We start from the raw sequence: 20,088 nt of genomic DNA, 5'->3' as shown, positions 1-20,088 counted from the left end.
TATTTTATTTATTCTTCAGTTGCAGTTGGCGCAGCAGTTTCTACAGCAGGTGTAGCTTCTACAGCTTCAGCAGCAGGAGCAGCAACAACTTCAGCAGTAGCTTCACCTTCTTTGTCAGAACCTCTATCAGAAAGTCCTTCAACAATTGCAGCAGTAACTAAAGTTAAAATTTTATCAATTGATTTAGAAGCATCATCGTTAGATGGGATTACGAATTCAACCTCTCTTGGGTCAGAATTAGTATCCACCATAGCGAAAACTGGAATGTTTAATTTTTGTGCTTCTTTTATTGCGATATGTTCCGCTTTGATATCAACTACGAACAATGCAGCTGGTAGTCTTGACATGTCAGCAATTGAACCTAAGTTTTTCTCTAATTTAGCACGAAGACGATCAACTTGTAAACGCTCTTTTTTAGAAAGAGTCATGAAAGTACCATCTTTCTTCATTTTATCAATAGTAGCCATTTTTTTAACAGCTTTACGGATAGTTACAAAGTTAGTTAGCATTCCACCAGGCCATCTTTCAGTGATGTAAGGCATGTTTGCAGCTTTTGCTTTTTCAGCAACGATATCTTTTGCTTGTTTTTTGGTAGCAACGAATAATATTTTTCTACCTGATGCAGCGATTTTTTTCAAAGCGTCATTTGCTTCTTCAATTTTTGCTGCAGTTTTATATAGATTGATAATGTGAATACCATTACGCTCCATATAAATGTAAGGAGCCATGTTTGGATCCCATTTTCTAGTCATGTGTCCGAAATGAACACCTGCTTCTAGTAAGTCTTTTACTTCTACTTTGTTTGCCATTTTGTTCTAGTTTACGTTCTGTTGATTAGCAATGGATAAATGGCGATTTCTCGGCTTTATACATTTAGATGCTAAACTATTTCCTACCTCGGTAGGAGAGCAACAACAACTGTTTTTTTTAAATTTTTATGCTGAATTTATTTCAGCATCTTTTTCGTTTAAGCTGATAATAAAACCAGTCCATGAACGTGAGAATCTGAATTAAATCCAGATTGAATATTAACGTTTAGAGAATTGGAATCTCTTACGAGCTTTCTTCTGACCGAATTTCTTACGTTCAACCATTCTTGGATCTCTTGTTAATAAACCTTGTGGTTTCAATATTCCTCTGTTTTCAGCATTTACTTCACACATAACGCGTGCTAATGCCATTCTTACAGCTTCTGCTTGACCAGTTGAACCACCTCCGTAAACATTCACTTTTACGTCAAAGTTGCTTACATTTTCTGTCATAGACATCGGTTGTAATACTTTGTACTGTAAAGTTGCAGTTGGGAAATAAGTTTCGAATGGTTTTTTGTTCACAACGATTACTCCTGTTCCTTCCGAAACATAAACACGTGCAACAGCCGTTTTTCTTCTACCAATTTTGTGAATTACTCCCATTACTTAAGATCGTTAAGGTTAACTGTTTTAGGTTTTTGAGCTCCTTGTTTGTGCTCTGATCCTACAACAACATTTAAATTTCTAAAAAGTTCAGCACCTAATTTATTTTTAGGTAACATTCCTTTAATAGCTTTCTCTACTAATAATGCAGGGTTTTTTGCTTGCAATACTTTAGCAGTTAAAGTTCTTTGACCACCTGGATAACCTGTGTGACGAATATAAGTCTTTTCGTCCATTTTGTTACCTGTAAGGTTGATCTTTTCTGAGTTGATAACGATTACGTTATCACCGCAGTCCACGTGTGGTGTGTAACTTGGCTTGTACTTACCTCTCAAAATCATAGCGACTTTTGAAGCAAGACGACCTAAGTTGTGACCATCAGCATCTACAACAATCCACTCTTTTGTAACTGTGGCTTTGCTTGCTGATTGTGTCTTGTAGCTTAATGCGTCCATAATATATTTTTAATTAAACATTCCATCCCCAATAAAGGGGTTGCAAAAGTACAATTAATTATTTTAAATACAAATACCTTAAATGAATATTTTTTTCTCGTTTTTGCTCTGATAATCAAATGTATATTTAAAATTATATTCTAAGATTGAATTTGTGTTTCTCACTTCTGCCTGAGTTGAATCCAATGTGCTGTCATTTTGATTTAATTTTATTGTATATTTCTAATTTACAGCAGTAAATTTTACATTTTATTGGCTATTTTTGTCATTTAAGTGGGTAATATTCTAATTATTCATATCTTGTTACTTTTTTTATTATTAAAATTACTTCAAATATCTCCATATGAAAGCTAAAGCAACTTTAAAACAAATCGCTAAAGAACTGAATGTTTCTGTTTCTACAGTTTCTAAAGCGTTGAACGATAGTCCGGAGATTAGTGAGCAGACAAAGGTTAAAATTAAAGAGTATGCAAAGCTTAAAAACTACAAGCCTAATGTAATTGGTCTTAACCTTAAAAATAGAAAAACCAAAACGATTGGCGTTATTATTCCAAATATTCTGAATTCCTTTTTTGCAAAAGTATTTAGTGGTATTGAGAAAATCGCTGATGAAAAAGGATACAATGTTATTATGTGTATCTCTAACGAATCAGCAGAAAAAGAAGCTCATACGCTGGAAATGTTAAGCAATGGAACCATTGATGGATTTATTGTTTCCGTTTCTGAAGAAGCGCAAAAAAATCAGGATTATGAGCATTTTTCAGCAATCATTAATGATGGAACTCCCATTGTTATGTTTGATCGAATTGCAGACGGCGTTGATTGTGATAAAGTAATTGTAGATGATTTTGACTCCGCTTTAAATTCGACCCAACATTTAATTGATTTGGGATGCAAGAATATCGCTTTATTGTCGTCTATTGATAATTTGAGTGTAGGGAAATTAAGAGCCGAAGGATATTTGAAAGCTTTAGAAAATAATAATATTTCGGTAAATAATGATATCATTTTAAGAACGGATTCAGAAGATGATTTAAAAGATAAAATCGAGAAAGTTTTTGAAAACAAAATAGACGGAATTTTTGCTTTAGAAGAAAATGACTCTGTTGCGGCTTTGCGTATCGCACTCAAAAAAGGATTTAAAGTTCCGGAAGACATTTCAATTATAGGTTTTGCTGACGGAATTCTTGCTTCCCGCAGATTGTCTCCTAGTTTAACTACGGTAAGTCAGCATGGAATAGAAATAGGAGAAGTGGCGGCTAAATTACTCATTGATAGATTAGAATCTAAAGAGGAACATGTTCCTTATGAAACGGTTGTAATAAAGACAAAATTGAAAGAAAGAGAGTCGACAAGAAAATTGTAGCAACTCATTTAATAGAATAACAAAAAAAAATCTCTAATCGTTTTTGAATGATTAGAGATTTTTTTTGAGTAAAAATTAATTTTAATGCGCTTCCAGCCAATCTTTTCCAGCACCTAAATCAACATCTAAAGGAACATCTAACTTGAAAGCATGTTCCATTTCGTGTTTAATCATTGGTTTTATTTTTTCGAGTTCATCATTATGTACGTCAAACACAAGCTCATCGTGAACCTGTAACAACATTTTACTTTTCCAGTTTTCAGACGTGAGTTTTTCATGAATGTTAATCATTGCAATTTTGATGATATCGGCAGCACTTCCTTGTATTGGCGCGTTTACCGCATTTCGTTCTGCACCACCACGAACAATGGCGTTTTGCGAATTAATATCTTTCAAATAACGACGACGCCCAAGAATTGTTTGCACATAACCGTTCTCTCTGGCAAAATCTATTTGTTCCTGAATATAAGATTTTAATCTTGGATAGGTTTGATAATACGCCTCAATCAAATCAGCGCTCTCTTTGCGGGATAAGTTAGTTTGATTGCTTAATCCAAAAGCCGAAACCCCATATATAATTCCGAAATTTACCGTTTTGGCATGACTTCGTTGCTCGCGAGTCACTTCTTCAAGCGGAACATTAAAGACTTTTGAAGCGGTAGATTTGTGAATGTCTTCATGATTTTGGAATGCCTTAATCATGTTTTCTTCTCCGCTTAATGCAGCAATTACACGCAACTCTATTTGAGAATAATCCGCAGAAACCAAAGTATAGTTTTCATCTCGGGCAACGAATGCTTTTCTAATCTGTCTTCCACGTTCGGTACGAATCGGAATGTTTTGTAGGTTGGGATTATTCGAACTTAAACGACCTGTTGCAGCTACGGTTTGCATATAATCGGTATGAATTCGGTTTGTGATTTTGTCTACTTGGTTTGGTAAAGCCTCGACATAAGTATTTTGTAATTTCACTAATTGTCTCCAGTCCAGAATGTCTTTTACAATTGGGTTTTCGGCGGCTAAATAACTTAAGATTTCCTCTCCAGTTGCATATTGACCGGTTTTGGTTTTCTTTTGTTTCACTCCTCCAATTTTTAATTTGTCGAATAAAACGTCACCCAATTGTTTCGGTGAAGCCAGGTTGAATTTCTCGCCGGCAGTTTCAAATATATTTGCTTCTAATATTTTGATATCATCGCCTAATGTTTCCGACAGTGATTTTAAGAAATCTACATCAACACGAATTCCTTCTTTTTCCATATCAGCCAGAACTTTTACTAATGGAATTTCGATTTCCTCAAAAAGTTTCTTAGTTCCAGTTTTATCTAATTCTAAAGTGAATATTTCCTTGAGTTGCAAGGTAACATCGGCATCTTCAACGGCATATTCTTTTATTTCTTCTAATTCAACATCACGCATTGATTTTTGGTTTTTTCCTTTTTTACCAATTAACGTTTCAATGGATTGAGGCGAATATTTTAAATATGTTTCCGATAAAATATCCATATTATGACGCATATCCGGATTGATCAGATAATGGGCAATCATCGTATCGAATAATTTTCCTTTCACGGTAACATTGTAATTTGAAAGAATCTTTAAATCATATTTTAAATTCTGACCAATTTTCTCAATGTTTTCATTTTCGAAAAAAGGAATGAATTTTTCGATTAAAGTCTGTGCTTCCTGTTGATTTTCTGGAAACGGAACATAGAATCCTTTTCCTTTTTCGAAAGAAAACGAAATTCCCACCAACTCAGCATGCAAAGCATCAAGTCCGGTTGTTTCTGTATCAAAACACACCGATGATTGTTTTTGTAAATTTTGCAACAGCAATTTCATTCCTAAATCCCCTTGAATTATCTGGTATGAATGAGCTGTATTTTCTAAATTATTATAAAATTGATGACGTGTCTCATCAGATGAATCGTCTTGAATTGCACTTCCAAAAAGATCGAACTGTTCTTCGTTTTTTGGTTGTGGTTTTTTATATAGTTTAGTTTCGTCAACCGGACTGCTGTTGGTGTTTGAACTTCCGCCTTTTTTGAATATAGCGTCAAATTGTTCCGCCATTCTACGGAACTCTAATTCATTGAATAGTGCATCTGTTTTTTCGACATCTGGAGTTGATAATTCATAATCGGTTTCATCAAAAATCACAGGACAATCCAGCAAAATGGTTGCTAAAGTTTTAGATAATAATCCTTTTTCCTTATTCGCTTCAATGTTCTCTTTCATTTTTCCTTTCAGCTTGTCGGTGTTGGCTAAAAGGTTTTCCATAGTTCCAAATTCTTTCAACAGTTTCTTGGCCGTTACTTCTCCTACGCCGGGAAGTCCTGGAATATTATCCGCTGTATCGCCCATCATTCCAAGGAAATCAATTACTTGGTCTGGTCGTTCGATTTCAAATTTTGCCAAAACCTCTGGAATTCCCCAAATTTCGATTCCATTTCCCATTCTGGCGGGTTTATACATGAAAATATTTTCAGAAACCAGTTGTGCAAAATCCTTATCCGGCGTAACCATAAAGACTTTATAGTTTTGTTTTTCCGCTTGTTTTGCAATAGTCCCAATTAAATCATCAGCTTCATAGCCTTTTACTTCTATGATAGGAATATGCATGGCCTTTAGTAAATCTTGGATATAAGGAATAGCAATTTTGATCGCTTCGGGAGTGGCGTCGCGATGCGCTTTATACTCAGGAAATATGTCGTTTCTCAGTTGGCTTCCACCATTGTCAAAAGCAACGGCCAAATGATCAGGTTTTTCTCTTTTGATTACATCCATTAATGAGTTCATGAAACCCATAATGGCCGATGTGTCCATTCCTTTTGAGTTGATTCTTGGATTTTTTATGAAGGCATAATAACCACGAAAGATTAAAGCGTAAGCATCTAGTAGGAAAAGGCGTTTTTGTTGTGACATGAATTGAGATTTTGTAAAGTTTTCAAAAGTACAAAACTTGTCAGATAAAGGAGTGTAGGATTGTATAATTTCTTCGAAAAGGGCCTTTGTTTTCCATTTTAAAAAAATAATATTTAAGATTGATTTCTTAATGCCTTGGTTGTCTTATCGTACTTGTGCTCTCTTTTTTTTAAGACAAGAAAATAATTACAAATAGTATATAGCTTAATTTTATTACGACTAAAATTGTAAGATTATAAATATATTAAATTTAAAAACATGTATTTAATCGATTAAATTAGTATTTAATCGATAGCACATCTAATTTTGACCATCAGTTTAAAGGTTGATTTATCGTTCAAGTGTTTAATTATTTAATTTGTGTGTTATGAAAAAACATTACTTTGCTAAAAAGGTATTACAAGCCTGTTTGTTATTTTTGATAACGATGACAACAAATATGTCTGCCCAAGTTGGTATTGGGACCATAACTCCACATGCAAGTTCTGTTTTAGAGTTGTCCTCTACAACACAAGGGATGTTGACGCCCAGAATGACAACGGCTCAACGTGTAGCAATTGCGTCTCCAGCTGATGGATTAATGGTTTATGATACAGATTTAAAATCTTTTTATCATTACAATTCCTCGGTTACTTCATGGAATGTGATTAATAGCGGAACTACCGGCAGACTAAAATTTAAACGTATAAGATCTACAGATGTTTTGGCGACAGTTTTGGCTGCGGAGAAGGCTGCGGGAAGTAATTCAAAATATGTTTTAGATGTTAACACCTATTATGAAATAAATGGAACCATAACTTTTGATTTGCCCATTGATTTGAATAATGCTTATGTTTCAGGTCAGGACGCAAATGAAGATAAGTTAGTAAGAACATCGGGTAATCTGTTTGATGGCGCAACAGGAGGGAGTATAAGAAATGTTACCATACAGGTTACAGGAGGAGGAAAAGTTTTTAACTTTAGCGGAGCATCAACCGAAAATTTAATTATTAGAGATGCCATAATTGCTGGGTCATCTAATGTAGGAACAATAACAGGTTTTGGATTAGTTTTTGTCAGCATAGTTCAATATGTTGGTAATACTGCGGGAATTGTTTATGATTCTATCAGTAAATTATTGATTAGTAACGCAGCATGGTTTAGTAATAATTCTGGTACTTATGAAAAATTGCAAGGTACATTTGGATTAGTGCAAAAACAAGGAGGTTTTAGTGAGGTTACAGGAACAAGTATTGGCTTTGATGTATCTTCTAATCCAACAATATCTGGAGATGCAGTAATGGAGACTGTTGTTTTTACTGGAACAGTGTCTACAGGAAAATATGTAAATGGATACACTTCTGGAAGTTATACAGGCTATAATTTTAATAACAGTTGGAGTGTTCGCTGTGCAGGATTACCTAATGAAACTGATGCTAATGCTGTAGGTGAGTTTTCAGTAGATTATGCGGTAGGCTCTGGTGCTTCTACAGGTTTTTCCGGATCAAATCCAACATCTATTGTAAAGGTTTCTGGTGTTTCATCCTCATCAAATTTATTCAGATTTTCTACCGGAGGAGTTAACAATAAACTGATATATTTAGGCAAAAAGAAAAGGTTTTTTCAAGTTACAGGTTCTATTTCTTTTCAAGTTCCAGCAATAGGTACCTATATAATTTATATTTCTAAAAATGGAGCAGCTATTACACAGTATAAGATTTATGGACGAGGCGCAGCTGCAAATGATATTGTAGTATTACCATTAAATGCATTAGTAGAATTATCAAATTCTGATTATATTGAGGTTTTTGCACAGCGATATACATCAACAAATTCCAGTGATAGTATTATTACTCCTAATATGACTTTAGTTGTAAAATAACATCAATCTAAAATTTATCAAAAACCGCATTATTTAGTTATTAAAATAATGCGGTTTTTATTTATGGGTTATATTTTCAAAGTTCGTGTGCTTTCTTAGGCTTTAATCAACCGTTAAATTTTAACTAATAAAAAAACACTTTGGTTAATTCTTTTGTTATTTTGTCTAAAATTTGATTAAAATGATCTTTCGTATCGTATTCTTGTGTCTCTTACTTCTTATTATTGAGCTTTATACTTTTCAGTTATTAAAAACCTTGATAAAATCAAAGCCAATTTTGTTTTCTATTCAGCTCATCAGCATCATAGTCTTAGTATATATTGTTTATTCGATAATGCAATTTGACCGAAGCGTTGGTCAAACCCAACACATGATGGTAATCATGGGTTTACTGCTTATTGTTTACGTTCCAAAATTAATTTTGACCCTTGTCCTGATGGGCGAAGACATTTTTAGATTGGGTGCTGGAACAGTAAATTATTTTATTGATTATGACAAAAGCACGGATTTCCTTAATTCCAGGAGAAAATTTATCAGCCAGATAGGATTAGGATTAGCGGCAGTTCCTTTTTTATCTTTAATTTATGGTGTGACCGTTGGGAAATACAATTACAAAGTAATCAAACAACGTATTTTTTTTCCAGATTTACCGGAAGCTTTTGATGGTTTTACTATCACTCAAATATCAGATGTTCACAGTGGCAGTTTTGATAATCCCGAAAAAATTAATTACGCGATTGATTTAGTGAATGAGCAAAACTCAGATTTGATTTTGTTTACCGGCGATATTGTAAATACGGATGCCAAGGAAATGCATCCTTGGATAGAAACGTTCAATAGAATTAAAAAGCACGAATATGGAAAATATTCTGTTTTGGGGAATCACGATTATGGCGAATATGTAACCTGGCCATCAGAAGCTGCAAAAGAGGATAATTTCAAAGCTATAAAAAGTTTATACGGAGAAATTGGGTTTAATTTATTGTTGAATGAACATACATTTATCGAAAAAGGAGATGCGAAAATAGCATTAGTTGGTGTCGAAAACTGGGGGCATAACTTCAAACAAGCTGGAGATTTGAATAAAGCAGCCGGACCTCTAAAGAAAGAAGATTTCAAGATTTTGATGAGTCATGATCCATCGCACTGGGAACATGTGGTGCAGCATGATGAGAAACATTATCACCTAACACTTTCGGGGCACACACATGGAATGCAATTTGGAATCGAAATTCCGGGTTATTTCAAATGGAGTTTGGCTCAATATGTTTACAAACAATGGGCTGGATTATATGAAAACTTGGGTAGGTACGTATATGTCAATAGAGGATTTGGTTTTCATGCTTATCCGGGCAGAGTAGGTATTATGCCGGAAATAACAGTCATTGAACTAAAAAAAGGTGTTAATGTGGCATAATTCGTTTAAAATGCTACATTTGTAAAATAAATATCTCTTTTTAGTGAATTTTAAAAATTAAATTTTTGGTTTTATGTCAAAATTTGGAGAACTTATAAATACTAAAGTACCTGTGCTAATTGATTTTTACACAGAATGGAACGAATCTTCCGTTTCAATGCATCCTGTTATCAGAGATGTGGCTGCTGCTCTTGGCGATAAAGCAAAGGTGATAAAAATTGATGTAGACAAAAATCAAGAATTAGCTGAAGCCTTGCGAATTAAAGGTTTGCCTACATTGATGATTTACAAACAAGGTCAAATGATCTGGAGACAATCTGGAGAATTAGATGCCAACACACTTATTGGAATCGTTCAGGAACAATTGTAAAATTGTTTTTTGGAGTTACAAAACGTCACAATTAATTTTTTTTTCTTTTAAAAAAGCCAGTGTTTTTGGCAGCACGTATTCAAGATTTTTGAATGCTTTTACGCTGTCGTGAAAAACAATGATACTTCCCGGTTTTACATTTGACAACACATTATCTAAACATTGTTTTCTAGATATTGTGGTATCAAAATCAGCGCTTAGCACGTCCCACATAATTATTTTATAACCCAATTTTTGTATCGCTTTAGATTGAGCAGTTTTTATTTTGCCGTAAGGCGGACGAAATAGTTTAGATTTTAGATTTAGATTTATGTTTTTGCTAATCGCTTCTTCGCATCTTGCTACGTTTTCAATATAATCTTCAGTAGAAGTGTTCCAGCCATTTAGATGATTATAAGTGTGATTTCCTATGGAATGCCCTTCGCTGATTACTTTTTTGAATATTTTCGGATGCTTAGTAATATTTTCTCCAATACTAAAAAAAGTAGCTTTAAACCCGTGTTTTTTTAGTTCTGCCAAGACCCATTCAGTCACTTCAGGAATAGGACCGTCATCAAAAGTAAGATAGACCGTATTCCCAGCATTGGAGACATCCCAAGTGAAATTTGAGAATATTTTTTTTATAAACCAATTCGTTTTAATCCAGTAGAATTTCATTTTTTAGTTTTAAAAGTAAAAAAAAATAGCGACATTTTTCAACGTCGCTACCTTTTCTAATTGCTATTCAAGATTACTCTTTTTCTCGTCCAAAACGTTCAAACATCTTAATGTATGTGTTGAAAGTGATTTTATGTTTATTATAAAAATCAGCATCTGCATTTTCTTTCATGACTTGTAAAAGGCTTCTGTAGCGCTCAATATCAGTAATGATAGGAATTGCAATGCTGCTTTGCTCTGATGATTTAAGATTGCCATAATAGTTGAGGTTTTCTTGATATTTATTTACCAATTTATTTATTAATTGTTGCGCTTTTACTTTGTCACCAATTTTATAATAACCGTCAGCAAAAGGTTCTACTAATGAATAATAACCAAAATATTCCAAAGGCATTTTTGTCATCGCTAAATCGATAATGTTTTTTGCCTTGTCTTTCTTGCCTTCAACAATCAATTGATTCATTAATCTGGAAAGATTCGTTCGGTACGTTATGCTATTTCTTCTGGTTTCAGGATCATGATATATTGTAGTGCTTTCGCTGTTTCCCCAATCCCATTTCATTACTTTAGCGTACATTTTATCAGAGTCTATTTGTCCCATTTCCAATAGACCTCCATCTTTAGGGATAATAGTTCTAACAGGTACTAATTTATAAACCATTCCTTCCAGTTGAAGGTATTCTTTCATCCAGATATAATCTTCATTATCAAATGCGCCTCCACTGAAATAAATAGGTCGTTTCCAGTTATTATTGGCAACAATATCCAACATCATTAATCTGTTTTTGTACAATGCATTTCCTTTGATTTCCAAATCAATGTAAGGAACTATAGAATCATTGTATTTAGCCGAAACAACTTTGTTTTGAATAATGGTATTTCTGTCAACAGGAATTCTGATTTTATTCGTAGGATAAAAATGAATGGTTTGACCATTTTGCATTTCAACCGTTGATTTTGGATTTTTAATAAAATCAATAAAATCTTTTATTTCCCAACGGGTTTCAACTTTTGGAATGTGAGCCACATAATCCAATTTATCGCCCACATATTCATCATGAATAAACGAAATAGGTAATGGGTCAGATTCGTATGTTTTCGTTTTCATTTGGTCGATATACCAATCCGTCATGAATAAACTAGTATTCACGATTTTGATATCCGTTCGTACTTTTTCAATTTCTTGGGCGTACCAAAGCGGGAAAGTATCGTTATCACCAATGGTAAATAAAATAGCATTAGGATCACAAGAAGTAAGATATGCTTTAGCCATTGCTACAGCAGTATATTTCCCTGAGCGATCGTGATCGTCCCAGTTTTGAGCTGCCATAAGAACCGGAGCTGCCAGTAAACTAGCTGCAATGATTATTGGTCCGGCAATTTTTGGAGCAAGATATTTTTGTACGCTTTCATATAATGCATAAACTCCAAAACCAATCCAGATAGCGAATACATAAAAAGAGCCGACTAAGGCATAATCTCTTTCTCTAGGTTCGAAAGGTCTTTCGTTTAAATATATTTTCAATGCTATTCCCGTAAAAAGGAATAAAGCGAGTAATACGTAGAAACTTTTTAAATCCTTATTGGCATGATACATTAAACCAATTAAACCAAGAATAAATGGTAAAAAGAAATATACATTTCGACCTTTATTATTAGCCACATCAGAAGGTAGGTTGTCTTGACTTCCTAAATGCAGTTCGTCTATAAAGGATATTCCGCTGAGCCAGTTTCCGTCCAGATAATCGTATCTCCCTTGAACGTCATTTTGACGGCCAACAAAATTCCACATTAAATACCTCCAGTACATATAACCAAATTGGTATTCAACCATAAAACCTAGATTGTCAGCAGTTGAAGGTTTTTCGACCAATAAATAATCACCATAACTTTTTAGAAACTTTACGTAACCTTCATTGTCAATTTGATTTTGAGCATAAGCTTGTCTGAACTCATTTATGATTTTTTCAGTTTCATTTTTCAGTTGTGCAATTGCTTTATTGTAATCTTCCTCGCTTAGCTGACTCGGGTCAATTCCGTACTTCGCAAGATCGTCTTCGTAAGGGTAATTAGGATTTAACCTAAACTCTGGCGGATTCGTGAAATTCATATAATTTTCAATATGATCGCCACTCCACATTCTTGGTAAAATAGTTTTGTGATTGTCATCCGTATTTTGCTCCGCATTTTTGAAATTATTTACAATAACATATTTACCTGTTTTGTAATCTCTTTCGTAATTAGGTGCTTTGTCCAGATAAGGATTATCTTCATCAAGGCCTGAAAAAGCTTCTGTGTATTGAGGTCCATAAAACAATGGATTTACACCGTATTGTTCTCTGTTGTAGTAGGCTAAAACTTCACGCGCATCAGAAGGTTTATTTTCATTAATTACGGTATTGGCGTTAGCACGTATAGGCAGCATGGTCCAAGTAGAAAATCCGATTAGGATAAAAAGAACACATAAAATTAAAGTGTTGTAAGTCGCCAAGCCTTTGTTATTGGTGTATTTTAAGCCAAAATAAAACAAAGCTGCCAGCAAAACAGTAACAAATATAGTTCCGGAGTCAAACGGTAATCCTAAGCTATTCACCATAAATACTTCGGTTTTACCAAAGAATCCCATAGTCATAGGAAGGAGTAATTTGAATATAAAAAGTAAAATAGCGATTACGATTACATTCGCAAGCAGAAAGCTTTTGATGGTAACAGTTTTGTAGTTTTTGAAAAAGTACAAGAAACCAATTGCAGGAATGGTTAACAAAGCCATGAAGTGAACTCCAAACGAAAGACCAACAACAAGCGAAATAATTAATAACCATTTGTTTCCTCTTGGTTTATTCATGTCCTGTTCCCAGCGTAATCCCAGCCAAAATAATAAAGCAATAAACAAGGAGGCCATAGCGTAAACTTCGGCTTCAACTGCATTATACCAAAAACTATCAGAGAAAGTATATGCTAAAGCACCTACAAATGAACTTCCTAATATTACAATCTCATTATTTTTATTGGGTTCTGAAAATCGGGAAACTAATTTTTTCAAGACCATTGATGATGACCAAAAAAGGAAAAGTATAGTAAATGCACTTGAAAATACAGACATCATATTCACCATCAAGGCAATTTTTGTTTCATCTGCCGCAAACATGGCGAAAAAAGCACCAATCATTTGGTATAATGGAGCTCCCGGCGGATGACCAACTTCTAATTTTGCTGCTGTGGCAATATATTCTCCACAATCCCAGAAACTCATAGTAGGCTCAACAGTCAAAGTGTAGGTTAATAATGCGATTCCAAATGTAAGCCAACCAATAATTGTATTCCATTTATTAAAATTGAATGCTGCTTTATCCATGTACTAAAATTTAATTTAATTGTAAGTTACAAAGAAAATGTTTTTTTTGTTTAAACTTAATAGCATTAACAATATTTTCTGGAAAAGTAATACAATTCAATAACGTTCTGACTATGAATCTTTTTCGTTTGTTTTTGAAATTAAATTCAATTTTAGAGAAAATTTTTTTGATAAAATTGATAAAAAAGTTTGTGCAAACTAAAAAATAGTATAAATTTGCACTCGCTAAGCAAGAATATTAGTTTAGTAATTGTGCTGGTCTATGGTGTAATGGTAACACAACTGTTTTTGGTGCAGTCTTTCAAGGTTCGAGTCCTTGTAGACCAACGTAAAACCCCTCAATTTGAGGGGTTTTTTTATGCCTATAATTAAAAAAAGGTTTTGTTGACTTAGTGTTGTTTGAGTTTGCAAGTGAATATAATTATTGCGATTGCTTTTTAATAAAGTCAAATTCAGGAATTCATTAAATTTTGAACGTGATAACAGGTTTTGTGGTGTGATTCACTAAGTCTTCGCTGATGCTTCCGTTAAAGAAATGAGCTAATCCAGTTCTGCCATGGGTGCAAAGTCCAATTAAATCAGCGTCAATTGTTTTTGAGAAATTGGTGATGCCGTTTTCGATATTGGTATCATTAAAAATATGTAAGGAGTAGTTTTTAATATCATAGTTTTCAATAAAATCCTTCATTGTTTTTTCGGCATTAAGCGTAGTCTTGAAACTATTTGGAGTGCAAATCATGACTAAAAATAGATTTGCATCAAAAATCTCAACGAATTCCACCATTTTTTTAAACGGTTTTCTAATTTCTTTTGAAAAATCAGATGCGAAGACAATATTCTTGAAATTTAATTCGCCAACATCTTTTTTTATTACTAAAACTGGTATGTCAGAGAGGCGCACCACTTTTTCGGTATTTGAGCCTATAAGAACTTCTTCGATGCCTGAAGTTCCATGCGATCCCATGATTATTAAATCAATTTTGTTCTTTTTGTTAAAGGATAAAATCCCGTTAAAAGCTCTTTCGAATTGAACCGAAGCATTTACGGAAATTCCATTCAGATAGGGCTGTTCTTTGATTTTTTGGAGCTTTTCATTCGCTTTTTTAATGAATAACATTACTTCGGGGATACTGCCTCCGCTGGTCATTGCATCATTCATCTGGTTGGGCAGTTCTAATAAATGGAGCAAGAATATTTCGCATTTATTTTTTTTTGCAATTATGGCTGCTGCTTTTAGAGCATTTTCAGCATGTTCGGAAAAATCGGTTGGAACTAAAATGCGTTTCATAATTAGAAAGTGTTAAATTATGGTAAGAACTGTTGTTTTAATGCACTAATAAAGATAAGAAATATTTTAACAGCAACTGAATATTTTAAATTATAAAAAAAAAGACTATCTTTGCACGGTTATTTATTAAAATCTAGATAATGAGGGGACTAAATGTCCCCTCTTTTTATAAAAAATATGACATTTAAAGAAAAAGTAAATACGTTGTTGGTAGAATGCCTTTTAGAAAAGCCATCAATTTTTTTGATAGACCTAGTTATCACTGATGCTTTCAAGGTTATTGTAACTTTAGACGGGGATAATGGTGTAGCGCTTCAAGATTGTATTGATGTAAGCCGATTTATAGATAATGAGTTGGATCGTGAGGAGCAAGATTATTCTCTTGAAGTAGCGTCAGTAGGAGTTGGTTCGGCATTGAAATTAGTAAGACAATACAAGAAAAATATAGGAAGAACATTGATTGTGAAGACTGGGGCAGAAATAATTGAAGCAGAATTAGTGGATGCTAATGATGATTTTGTAATTTTGTCTTGGAAAGCAAGAGAGCCTAAAAAGATAGGAAAAGGGAAAGAAACAGTTCAAAAGGAACTTAAACTACCTTACGCAGATATAAAAGAAGCAATTGTTACAGTAACATTTTAATTAAAGAATTCGCATGGAAAATTTAGCATTAATCGATTCATTCTCAGAGTTTAAAGATGATAAACTTATTGATCGTGTAACGCTTATGGCAATTTTGGAAGATGTATTTAGAAATGCATTGAAAAAAAAATACGGTTCAGATGATAATTTCGATATCATTATAAATCCTGATAAGGGAGATATGGAGATATGGCAAAGAAGAGTGATCGTTGCGGATGAAGATTTAGATTTTGATCATCTTGAAATTACGTTGACCGAAGCTAGAAAAATAGAGCCTGATTTTGAAATTGGTGAAGAAGTTTCCGAAGAAGTAAAATTAATTGATTTAGGAAGAAGAGCAATTTTAGCTTTACGTCAGAATTTGATTTCTAAAATTCATGAACATGATAATACGAATCTTTACAAACAATTTAAAGATTTAATAGGTGATATCTATACTGCTGAAGTGCACCATGTGCGTCCAAGAGTGGTGATTTTGGTTGATGATGAAGGAAATGAAATCATCTTGCCTAAAGAAAAACAAATACCTTCTGACTTTTTCCGTAAAGGAGATAACGTTAGAGGAATTATAGAAAGCGTTGAATTAAAAGGAAATAAGCCTCAAATCATTATGTCTAGAACTTCTGAGAAGTTTTTAGAGAAATTATTTGAACAAGAAATTCCTGAAGTTTTTGACGGTTTAATCATGGTTAAAAAAGTGGTGAGAATTCCAGGTGAAAAAGCAAAAGTAGCTGTAGATTCTTATGACGACAGAATTGATCCTGTAGGAGCTTGTGTAGGTATGAAAGGGTCTCGTATTCATGGAATTGTTCGTGAATTAGGAAACGAAAATATTGATGTTATCAATTATACAAGTAACATACAGTTGTTTATCACAAGAGCTTTAAGTCCTGCAAAAGTGTCTTCTATTAAAATCAATGAAGAGACTAAAAGAGCAGATATTTTTATGAAAGTTGAGGAAGTTTCAAAAGCAATTGGCCGTGGTGGGCACAACATTAAATTAGCGGGTTTATTGACAGGCTATGAATTAGATGTACAACGTGAAGGTGAGATTCCTGGATCTACTGCTGATGAGGATGATGTTGAATTAACTGAGTTTTCAGATGAAATTGAAGACTGGGTTATCGAAGAGTTTGCAAAAATTGGTTTGGATACAGCAAAAAGTATCTTGAAACAAGATGTAGAAGATTTAGTAAGAAGAACAGACCTAGAAGAGGAAACGATTCTAGATGTAATGAGAATATTGAAAGAAGAATTTGACAGTTAGTCAATACGTCTTCAACGATAAACATGCCACTTTACAATTAATTCTTGCTCGGTAGGTATCGAGTTGGGAGTAAAGTGAGGAATAACAAAAAAGGTAATAATAAAAAGGTTTTATGTCTGAAGAGAGAATTATTAGAATAAACAAAGTTTTAAGGGAATTGAATATTTCTTTAGAAAGAGCTGTGGATTATCTAAAAGATAAGGGGATTGCTATTGAAGCAAATCCAAACGCAAAAATTTCTGATGATATATACAATGTCTTGTGCGGTCAGTTTGCAGGTGACAAAGGGAATAAAGAAGCTTCGAAAGAAGTAGGAGAAGAGAAAAGAAAAGAAAAAGAGGCATTGCGTTTAGAACGAGAGAAAGAAATCGAAGATAAACGTAAAATAGAGGAAGAGCGTCTTAAGCAGCAAGAAGTTATAAAAGCGAGAGCGGTTATAGCAGGACCTGTTCAAGTGGGTAAGATTGATCTTAATCCAAAAAAACCTTCCATTGTTCCTCCTGTGAAAGCTGTTGAAAAAGTGGAGCCTCCAGTTGCTAAAGTACCTGAAGTAAAAGCGGTTCAAAAAGAAGTTTCAACAGAAAAACCGTCACCAGAAAAACCTTTAGAAGAAAAAGTTGTTTCAGACAAGAAAGAGGTAAAACCTGTTGTTGGGATAAAAGAGGTTAAAGCAGAGGCTCCGAAAGAAGTTCCTGCTGAACCAAAAGTAGTTGAAAAAGTAGAAGTTGTTAAAGCTGATGAAGCGCCTGTTGATGAAACCATCACGACGCAATATCAAAAACTTTCGGGAACTACTTTGACAGGTCAAATAATTGATTTGTCTCAATTCAACAAACCGAAAAAGAAAAAAGAAGAACCAAAAATCACTCCGAACAAACCGGGTGCTCCAGGTTCAGCTGCAGCCAATGCAAATAAAAACAAGCGTAAAAGGATTGCTCCTAAACCGGGCGCTCCTAGACCGCCTGCAACACCTGGAGTTCCTGGTGCGCCAAATCCTAACAAGATTACACCTAATGTAGGTGGCGGAGGTTTCAACGCTAACAGAAGTTCAAGACCTGGATTCGTAAAAGGAAATAGACCTGCAATTGTAGCAAAAGTTGAGCCTACAGAAGAGGAAGTTAAAAATCAAATTAGAGAGACTTTAGAGAAACTACAAGGTAAAGGTGGTAAATCTAAAGCGGCTAAATATAGAAGAGATAAAAGAGATACGCACCGTCAGAAATCTGATGATGAGCAAAGAGCTATTGACGAAGGAAGTAAGACTATTAAGGTTACTGAATTTGTAACAGTTGGTGAAATTGCAATCATGATGGATGTGCCAATTACTAAAGTTATTGGTACGTGTATGTCACTTGGAATCATGGTTACCATGAACCAACGTCTCGATGCGGAAACGTTGACTATCGTTGCTGATGAATTTGGTTATGAAGTTGAATTTATTACTGTTGACATCGAAGAAGCAATTCAGGTTGTTGAAGACAGAGAAGAAGATTTAGTTTTTAGAGCGCCAATTGTAACCGTAATGGGTCACGTCGATCACGGTAAAACATCTTTACTGGATTACATACGTAAAGAAAACGTAATCGCAGGAGAGTCTGGAGGAATTACACAGCATATTGGTGCCTACGGAGTAACTTTGGATAACGGACAAAAAATTGCATTCTTAGATACGCCGGGTCACGAAGCGTTTACTGCGATGCGTGCGCGTGGTGCTCAAGTTACTGATATTGCTATTATTGTGATTGCTGCTGATGATGACATCATGCCGCAAACCAAAGAAGCAATCAGCCATGCGCAAGCAGCTGGAGTTCCTATCATATTTGCTATCAATAAAATTGATAAGCCAAATGCTAATCCTGAAAAAGTAAAAGAAAGATTAGCGGGTATGAATTTACTTGTTGAAGATTGGGGTGGAAAAATTCAATCACATGATATTTCTGCGAAAGTAGGAACAGGAGTGAAAGAATTATTAGAAAAAGTATTGTTAGAAGCGGAGCTTTTAGATTTGAAAGCTAATCCAAATAAAGCGGCTTCTGGAACTGTTGTTGAGGCTTTCCTTGACAAAGGAAAAGGATATGTTTCTACTATATTAGTTCAAAACGGAACGTTGAAAATTGGAGATTATATGTTGGCTGGTAAGCATCATGGTAAAATTAAAGCCATGCATGATGAAAGAGGGAACATTGTAACTGTTGCGGGTCCTTCGACTCCGGTTTCAGTTCTTGGTCTTGACGGAGCAGCAACTGCGGGTGATAAATTCAACATTTTCGAAGACGAAAAAGAAGCGAAACAAATTGCTTCTAAACGTTCTCAATTGATGCGTGAACAATCCGTACGTACACAACGTCATATTACATTGGATGAAATTGGACGTAGAATTGCATTGGGTCAATTTAAAGAATTGAACATTATCCTTAAGGGAGATGTTGATGGATCTGTTGAAGCATTGTCTGATTCGTTCTCTAAATTATCTACTGAAGAAATTCAAATTAATATTATCCACAAAGGTGTTGGAGCAATTACTGAAACTGACGTAATGTTGGCTTCTGCTTCTGATGCAATTATCATTGGATTTAATGTTCGTCCTGCTGGAAATGCAAGACAATTAGCAGACAAAGAGGAAATCGATATCCGTTACTACTCTATCATTTATGCCGCTATCGACGACTTGAAAGATGCAATGGAAGGAATGTTAGCTCCGGAAATGAAAGAAGAAATTCTGGGTACTGCTGAGATCAGAGAGATATTCAAAATCTCTAAAGTAGGTTCAATCGCAGGTTGTATGGTAATGGATGGTAAAATTGTCAGAAATGCTAAAATGAGAATTATTAGAGATGGTGTGGTTGTCTTTACAGGGGAATTGTTAGCGTTAAAACGTTTCAAAGATGATGTGAAAGAAGTAGCTAAAGGATACGATTGTGGTATTCAAGTGAAAGGATACAATGACATTGAAGAAAGAGATGTTATCGAATCGTACCATGAGGTAGCAATCAAAAAGAAATTGAAATAGAATTCAATATTTTATAAAAAAAATCCCGATTTTCTCGGGATTTTTTTATTTTTATAGGGT

At 34.3% G+C, this 20,088-nt stretch carries 14 protein-coding genes and 1 tRNA gene; 8 read left to right on the top strand and 7 right to left on the bottom strand.

The annotated features are described in order from the left end of the window. Positions 1 to 8: 8 nt before the first annotated feature. The 3 genes from rpsB to rplM form a co-directional block, all read right to left on the bottom strand. Positions 9 to 809, bottom strand: a complete 801-nt coding sequence (rpsB, locus tag DR980_RS04425) for a 30S ribosomal protein S2 (RefSeq protein WP_113634048.1) — start codon at positions 807 to 809, stop codon at positions 9 to 11. 219 nt (positions 810 to 1,028) lie between these two features. Next, positions 1,029 to 1,415 carry a 30S ribosomal protein S9 gene (rpsI, locus tag DR980_RS04420; protein WP_113634047.1) on the bottom strand — a complete coding sequence of 129 codons (387 nt, stop codon included), beginning with the start codon at positions 1,413 to 1,415 and terminating at the stop codon, positions 1,029 to 1,031. Beyond that, complete coding sequence (rplM, locus tag DR980_RS04415; protein WP_073204674.1) at positions 1,415 to 1,870, bottom strand: 50S ribosomal protein L13; 456 nt, start codon at positions 1,868 to 1,870, stop codon at positions 1,415 to 1,417. Before rplM ends, rpsI begins: the two co-directional genes overlap by 1 nt. A 343-nt stretch (positions 1,871 to 2,213) precedes the next feature. On the opposite strand from rplM, the gene DR980_RS04410 reads away from it, so the two are divergent. After that, positions 2,214 to 3,236 (top strand): LacI family DNA-binding transcriptional regulator, encoded by a 1,023-nt coding sequence (locus DR980_RS04410; protein ID WP_113634046.1) that lies wholly within the window; start codon positions 2,214 to 2,216, stop codon positions 3,234 to 3,236. A gap of 81 nt (positions 3,237 to 3,317) precedes the next feature. Here DR980_RS04410 and polA read toward each other — a convergent pair whose 3' ends face one another. Next, a complete protein-coding gene (gene polA, locus DR980_RS04405; RefSeq protein ID WP_113634045.1) occupies positions 3,318 to 6,161 on the bottom strand; it encodes a DNA polymerase I in 2,844 nt (947 codons plus the stop codon). A 367-nt stretch (positions 6,162 to 6,528) separates the two neighbouring features. Between polA and DR980_RS04400 the strand changes: the two genes are divergently transcribed. From DR980_RS04400 to DR980_RS04390, 3 genes are all read left to right on the top strand, one after another. Further along, complete coding sequence (locus DR980_RS04400) at positions 6,529 to 8,022, top strand: hypothetical protein (protein WP_244199256.1); 1,494 nt, start codon at positions 6,529 to 6,531, stop codon at positions 8,020 to 8,022. 181 nt (positions 8,023 to 8,203) lie between these two features. Continuing rightward, positions 8,204 to 9,439, top strand: a complete 1,236-nt coding sequence (locus DR980_RS04395; RefSeq protein ID WP_113634044.1) for a metallophosphoesterase — start codon at positions 8,204 to 8,206, stop codon at positions 9,437 to 9,439. A gap of 73 nt (positions 9,440 to 9,512) precedes the next feature. Further along, positions 9,513 to 9,809 (top strand): thioredoxin family protein, encoded by a 297-nt coding sequence (locus DR980_RS04390; protein WP_113634043.1) that lies wholly within the window; start codon positions 9,513 to 9,515, stop codon positions 9,807 to 9,809. Positions 9,810 to 9,824: 15 nt separating this feature from the next. Here DR980_RS04390 and DR980_RS04385 read toward each other — a convergent pair whose 3' ends face one another. Both DR980_RS04385 and DR980_RS04380 read right to left on the bottom strand, forming a co-directional pair. After that, positions 9,825 to 10,466 carry a polysaccharide deacetylase family protein gene (locus DR980_RS04385; RefSeq protein ID WP_113634042.1) on the bottom strand — a complete coding sequence of 214 codons (642 nt, stop codon included), beginning with the start codon at positions 10,464 to 10,466 and terminating at the stop codon, positions 9,825 to 9,827. A 73-nt stretch (positions 10,467 to 10,539) separates the two neighbouring features. Then, on the bottom strand, positions 10,540 to 13,821 hold the full coding sequence (locus DR980_RS04380) for a glycosyltransferase family 117 protein (protein WP_113634041.1): 3,282 nt from the start codon (positions 13,819 to 13,821) through the stop codon (positions 10,540 to 10,542). 256 nt (positions 13,822 to 14,077) lie between these two features. On the opposite strand from DR980_RS04380, the gene DR980_RS04375 reads away from it, so the two are divergent. After that, positions 14,078 to 14,148, top strand: a tRNA-Gln gene (locus DR980_RS04375). Between the two features lie 136 nt (positions 14,149 to 14,284). Here the strand turns inward: DR980_RS04375 and DR980_RS04370 are convergent. After that, entirely contained in the window at positions 14,285 to 15,109 is an 825-nt protein-coding gene (locus DR980_RS04370) for a universal stress protein (RefSeq protein WP_113634040.1), read from the bottom strand. A gap of 177 nt (positions 15,110 to 15,286) precedes the next feature. Between DR980_RS04370 and rimP the strand changes: the two genes are divergently transcribed. From rimP to infB, 3 genes are all read left to right on the top strand, one after another. Beyond that, positions 15,287 to 15,751, top strand: coding sequence for a ribosome assembly cofactor RimP (rimP, locus tag DR980_RS04365; RefSeq protein WP_113634218.1), 465 nt, complete (start codon positions 15,287 to 15,289; stop codon positions 15,749 to 15,751). Between the two features lie 13 nt (positions 15,752 to 15,764). Continuing rightward, positions 15,765 to 17,018, top strand: a complete 1,254-nt coding sequence (gene nusA / locus DR980_RS04360; RefSeq protein ID WP_113634039.1) for a transcription termination factor NusA — start codon at positions 15,765 to 15,767, stop codon at positions 17,016 to 17,018. 112 nt (positions 17,019 to 17,130) lie between these two features. Next, positions 17,131 to 20,028, top strand: coding sequence for a translation initiation factor IF-2 (infB, locus tag DR980_RS04355; protein WP_113634038.1), 2,898 nt, complete (start codon positions 17,131 to 17,133; stop codon positions 20,026 to 20,028). The last annotated feature ends 60 nt before the right edge of the window (positions 20,029 to 20,088 follow it).

This window comes from Flavobacterium psychrolimnae, from assembly GCF_003312425.1.
GTDB lineage: Bacteria > Bacteroidota > Bacteroidia > Flavobacteriales > Flavobacteriaceae > Flavobacterium > Flavobacterium psychrolimnae.
The sequence above is the reverse complement of the archived record's forward strand: the minus strand, read 5'-3'. Positions and strand labels throughout refer to the sequence as shown.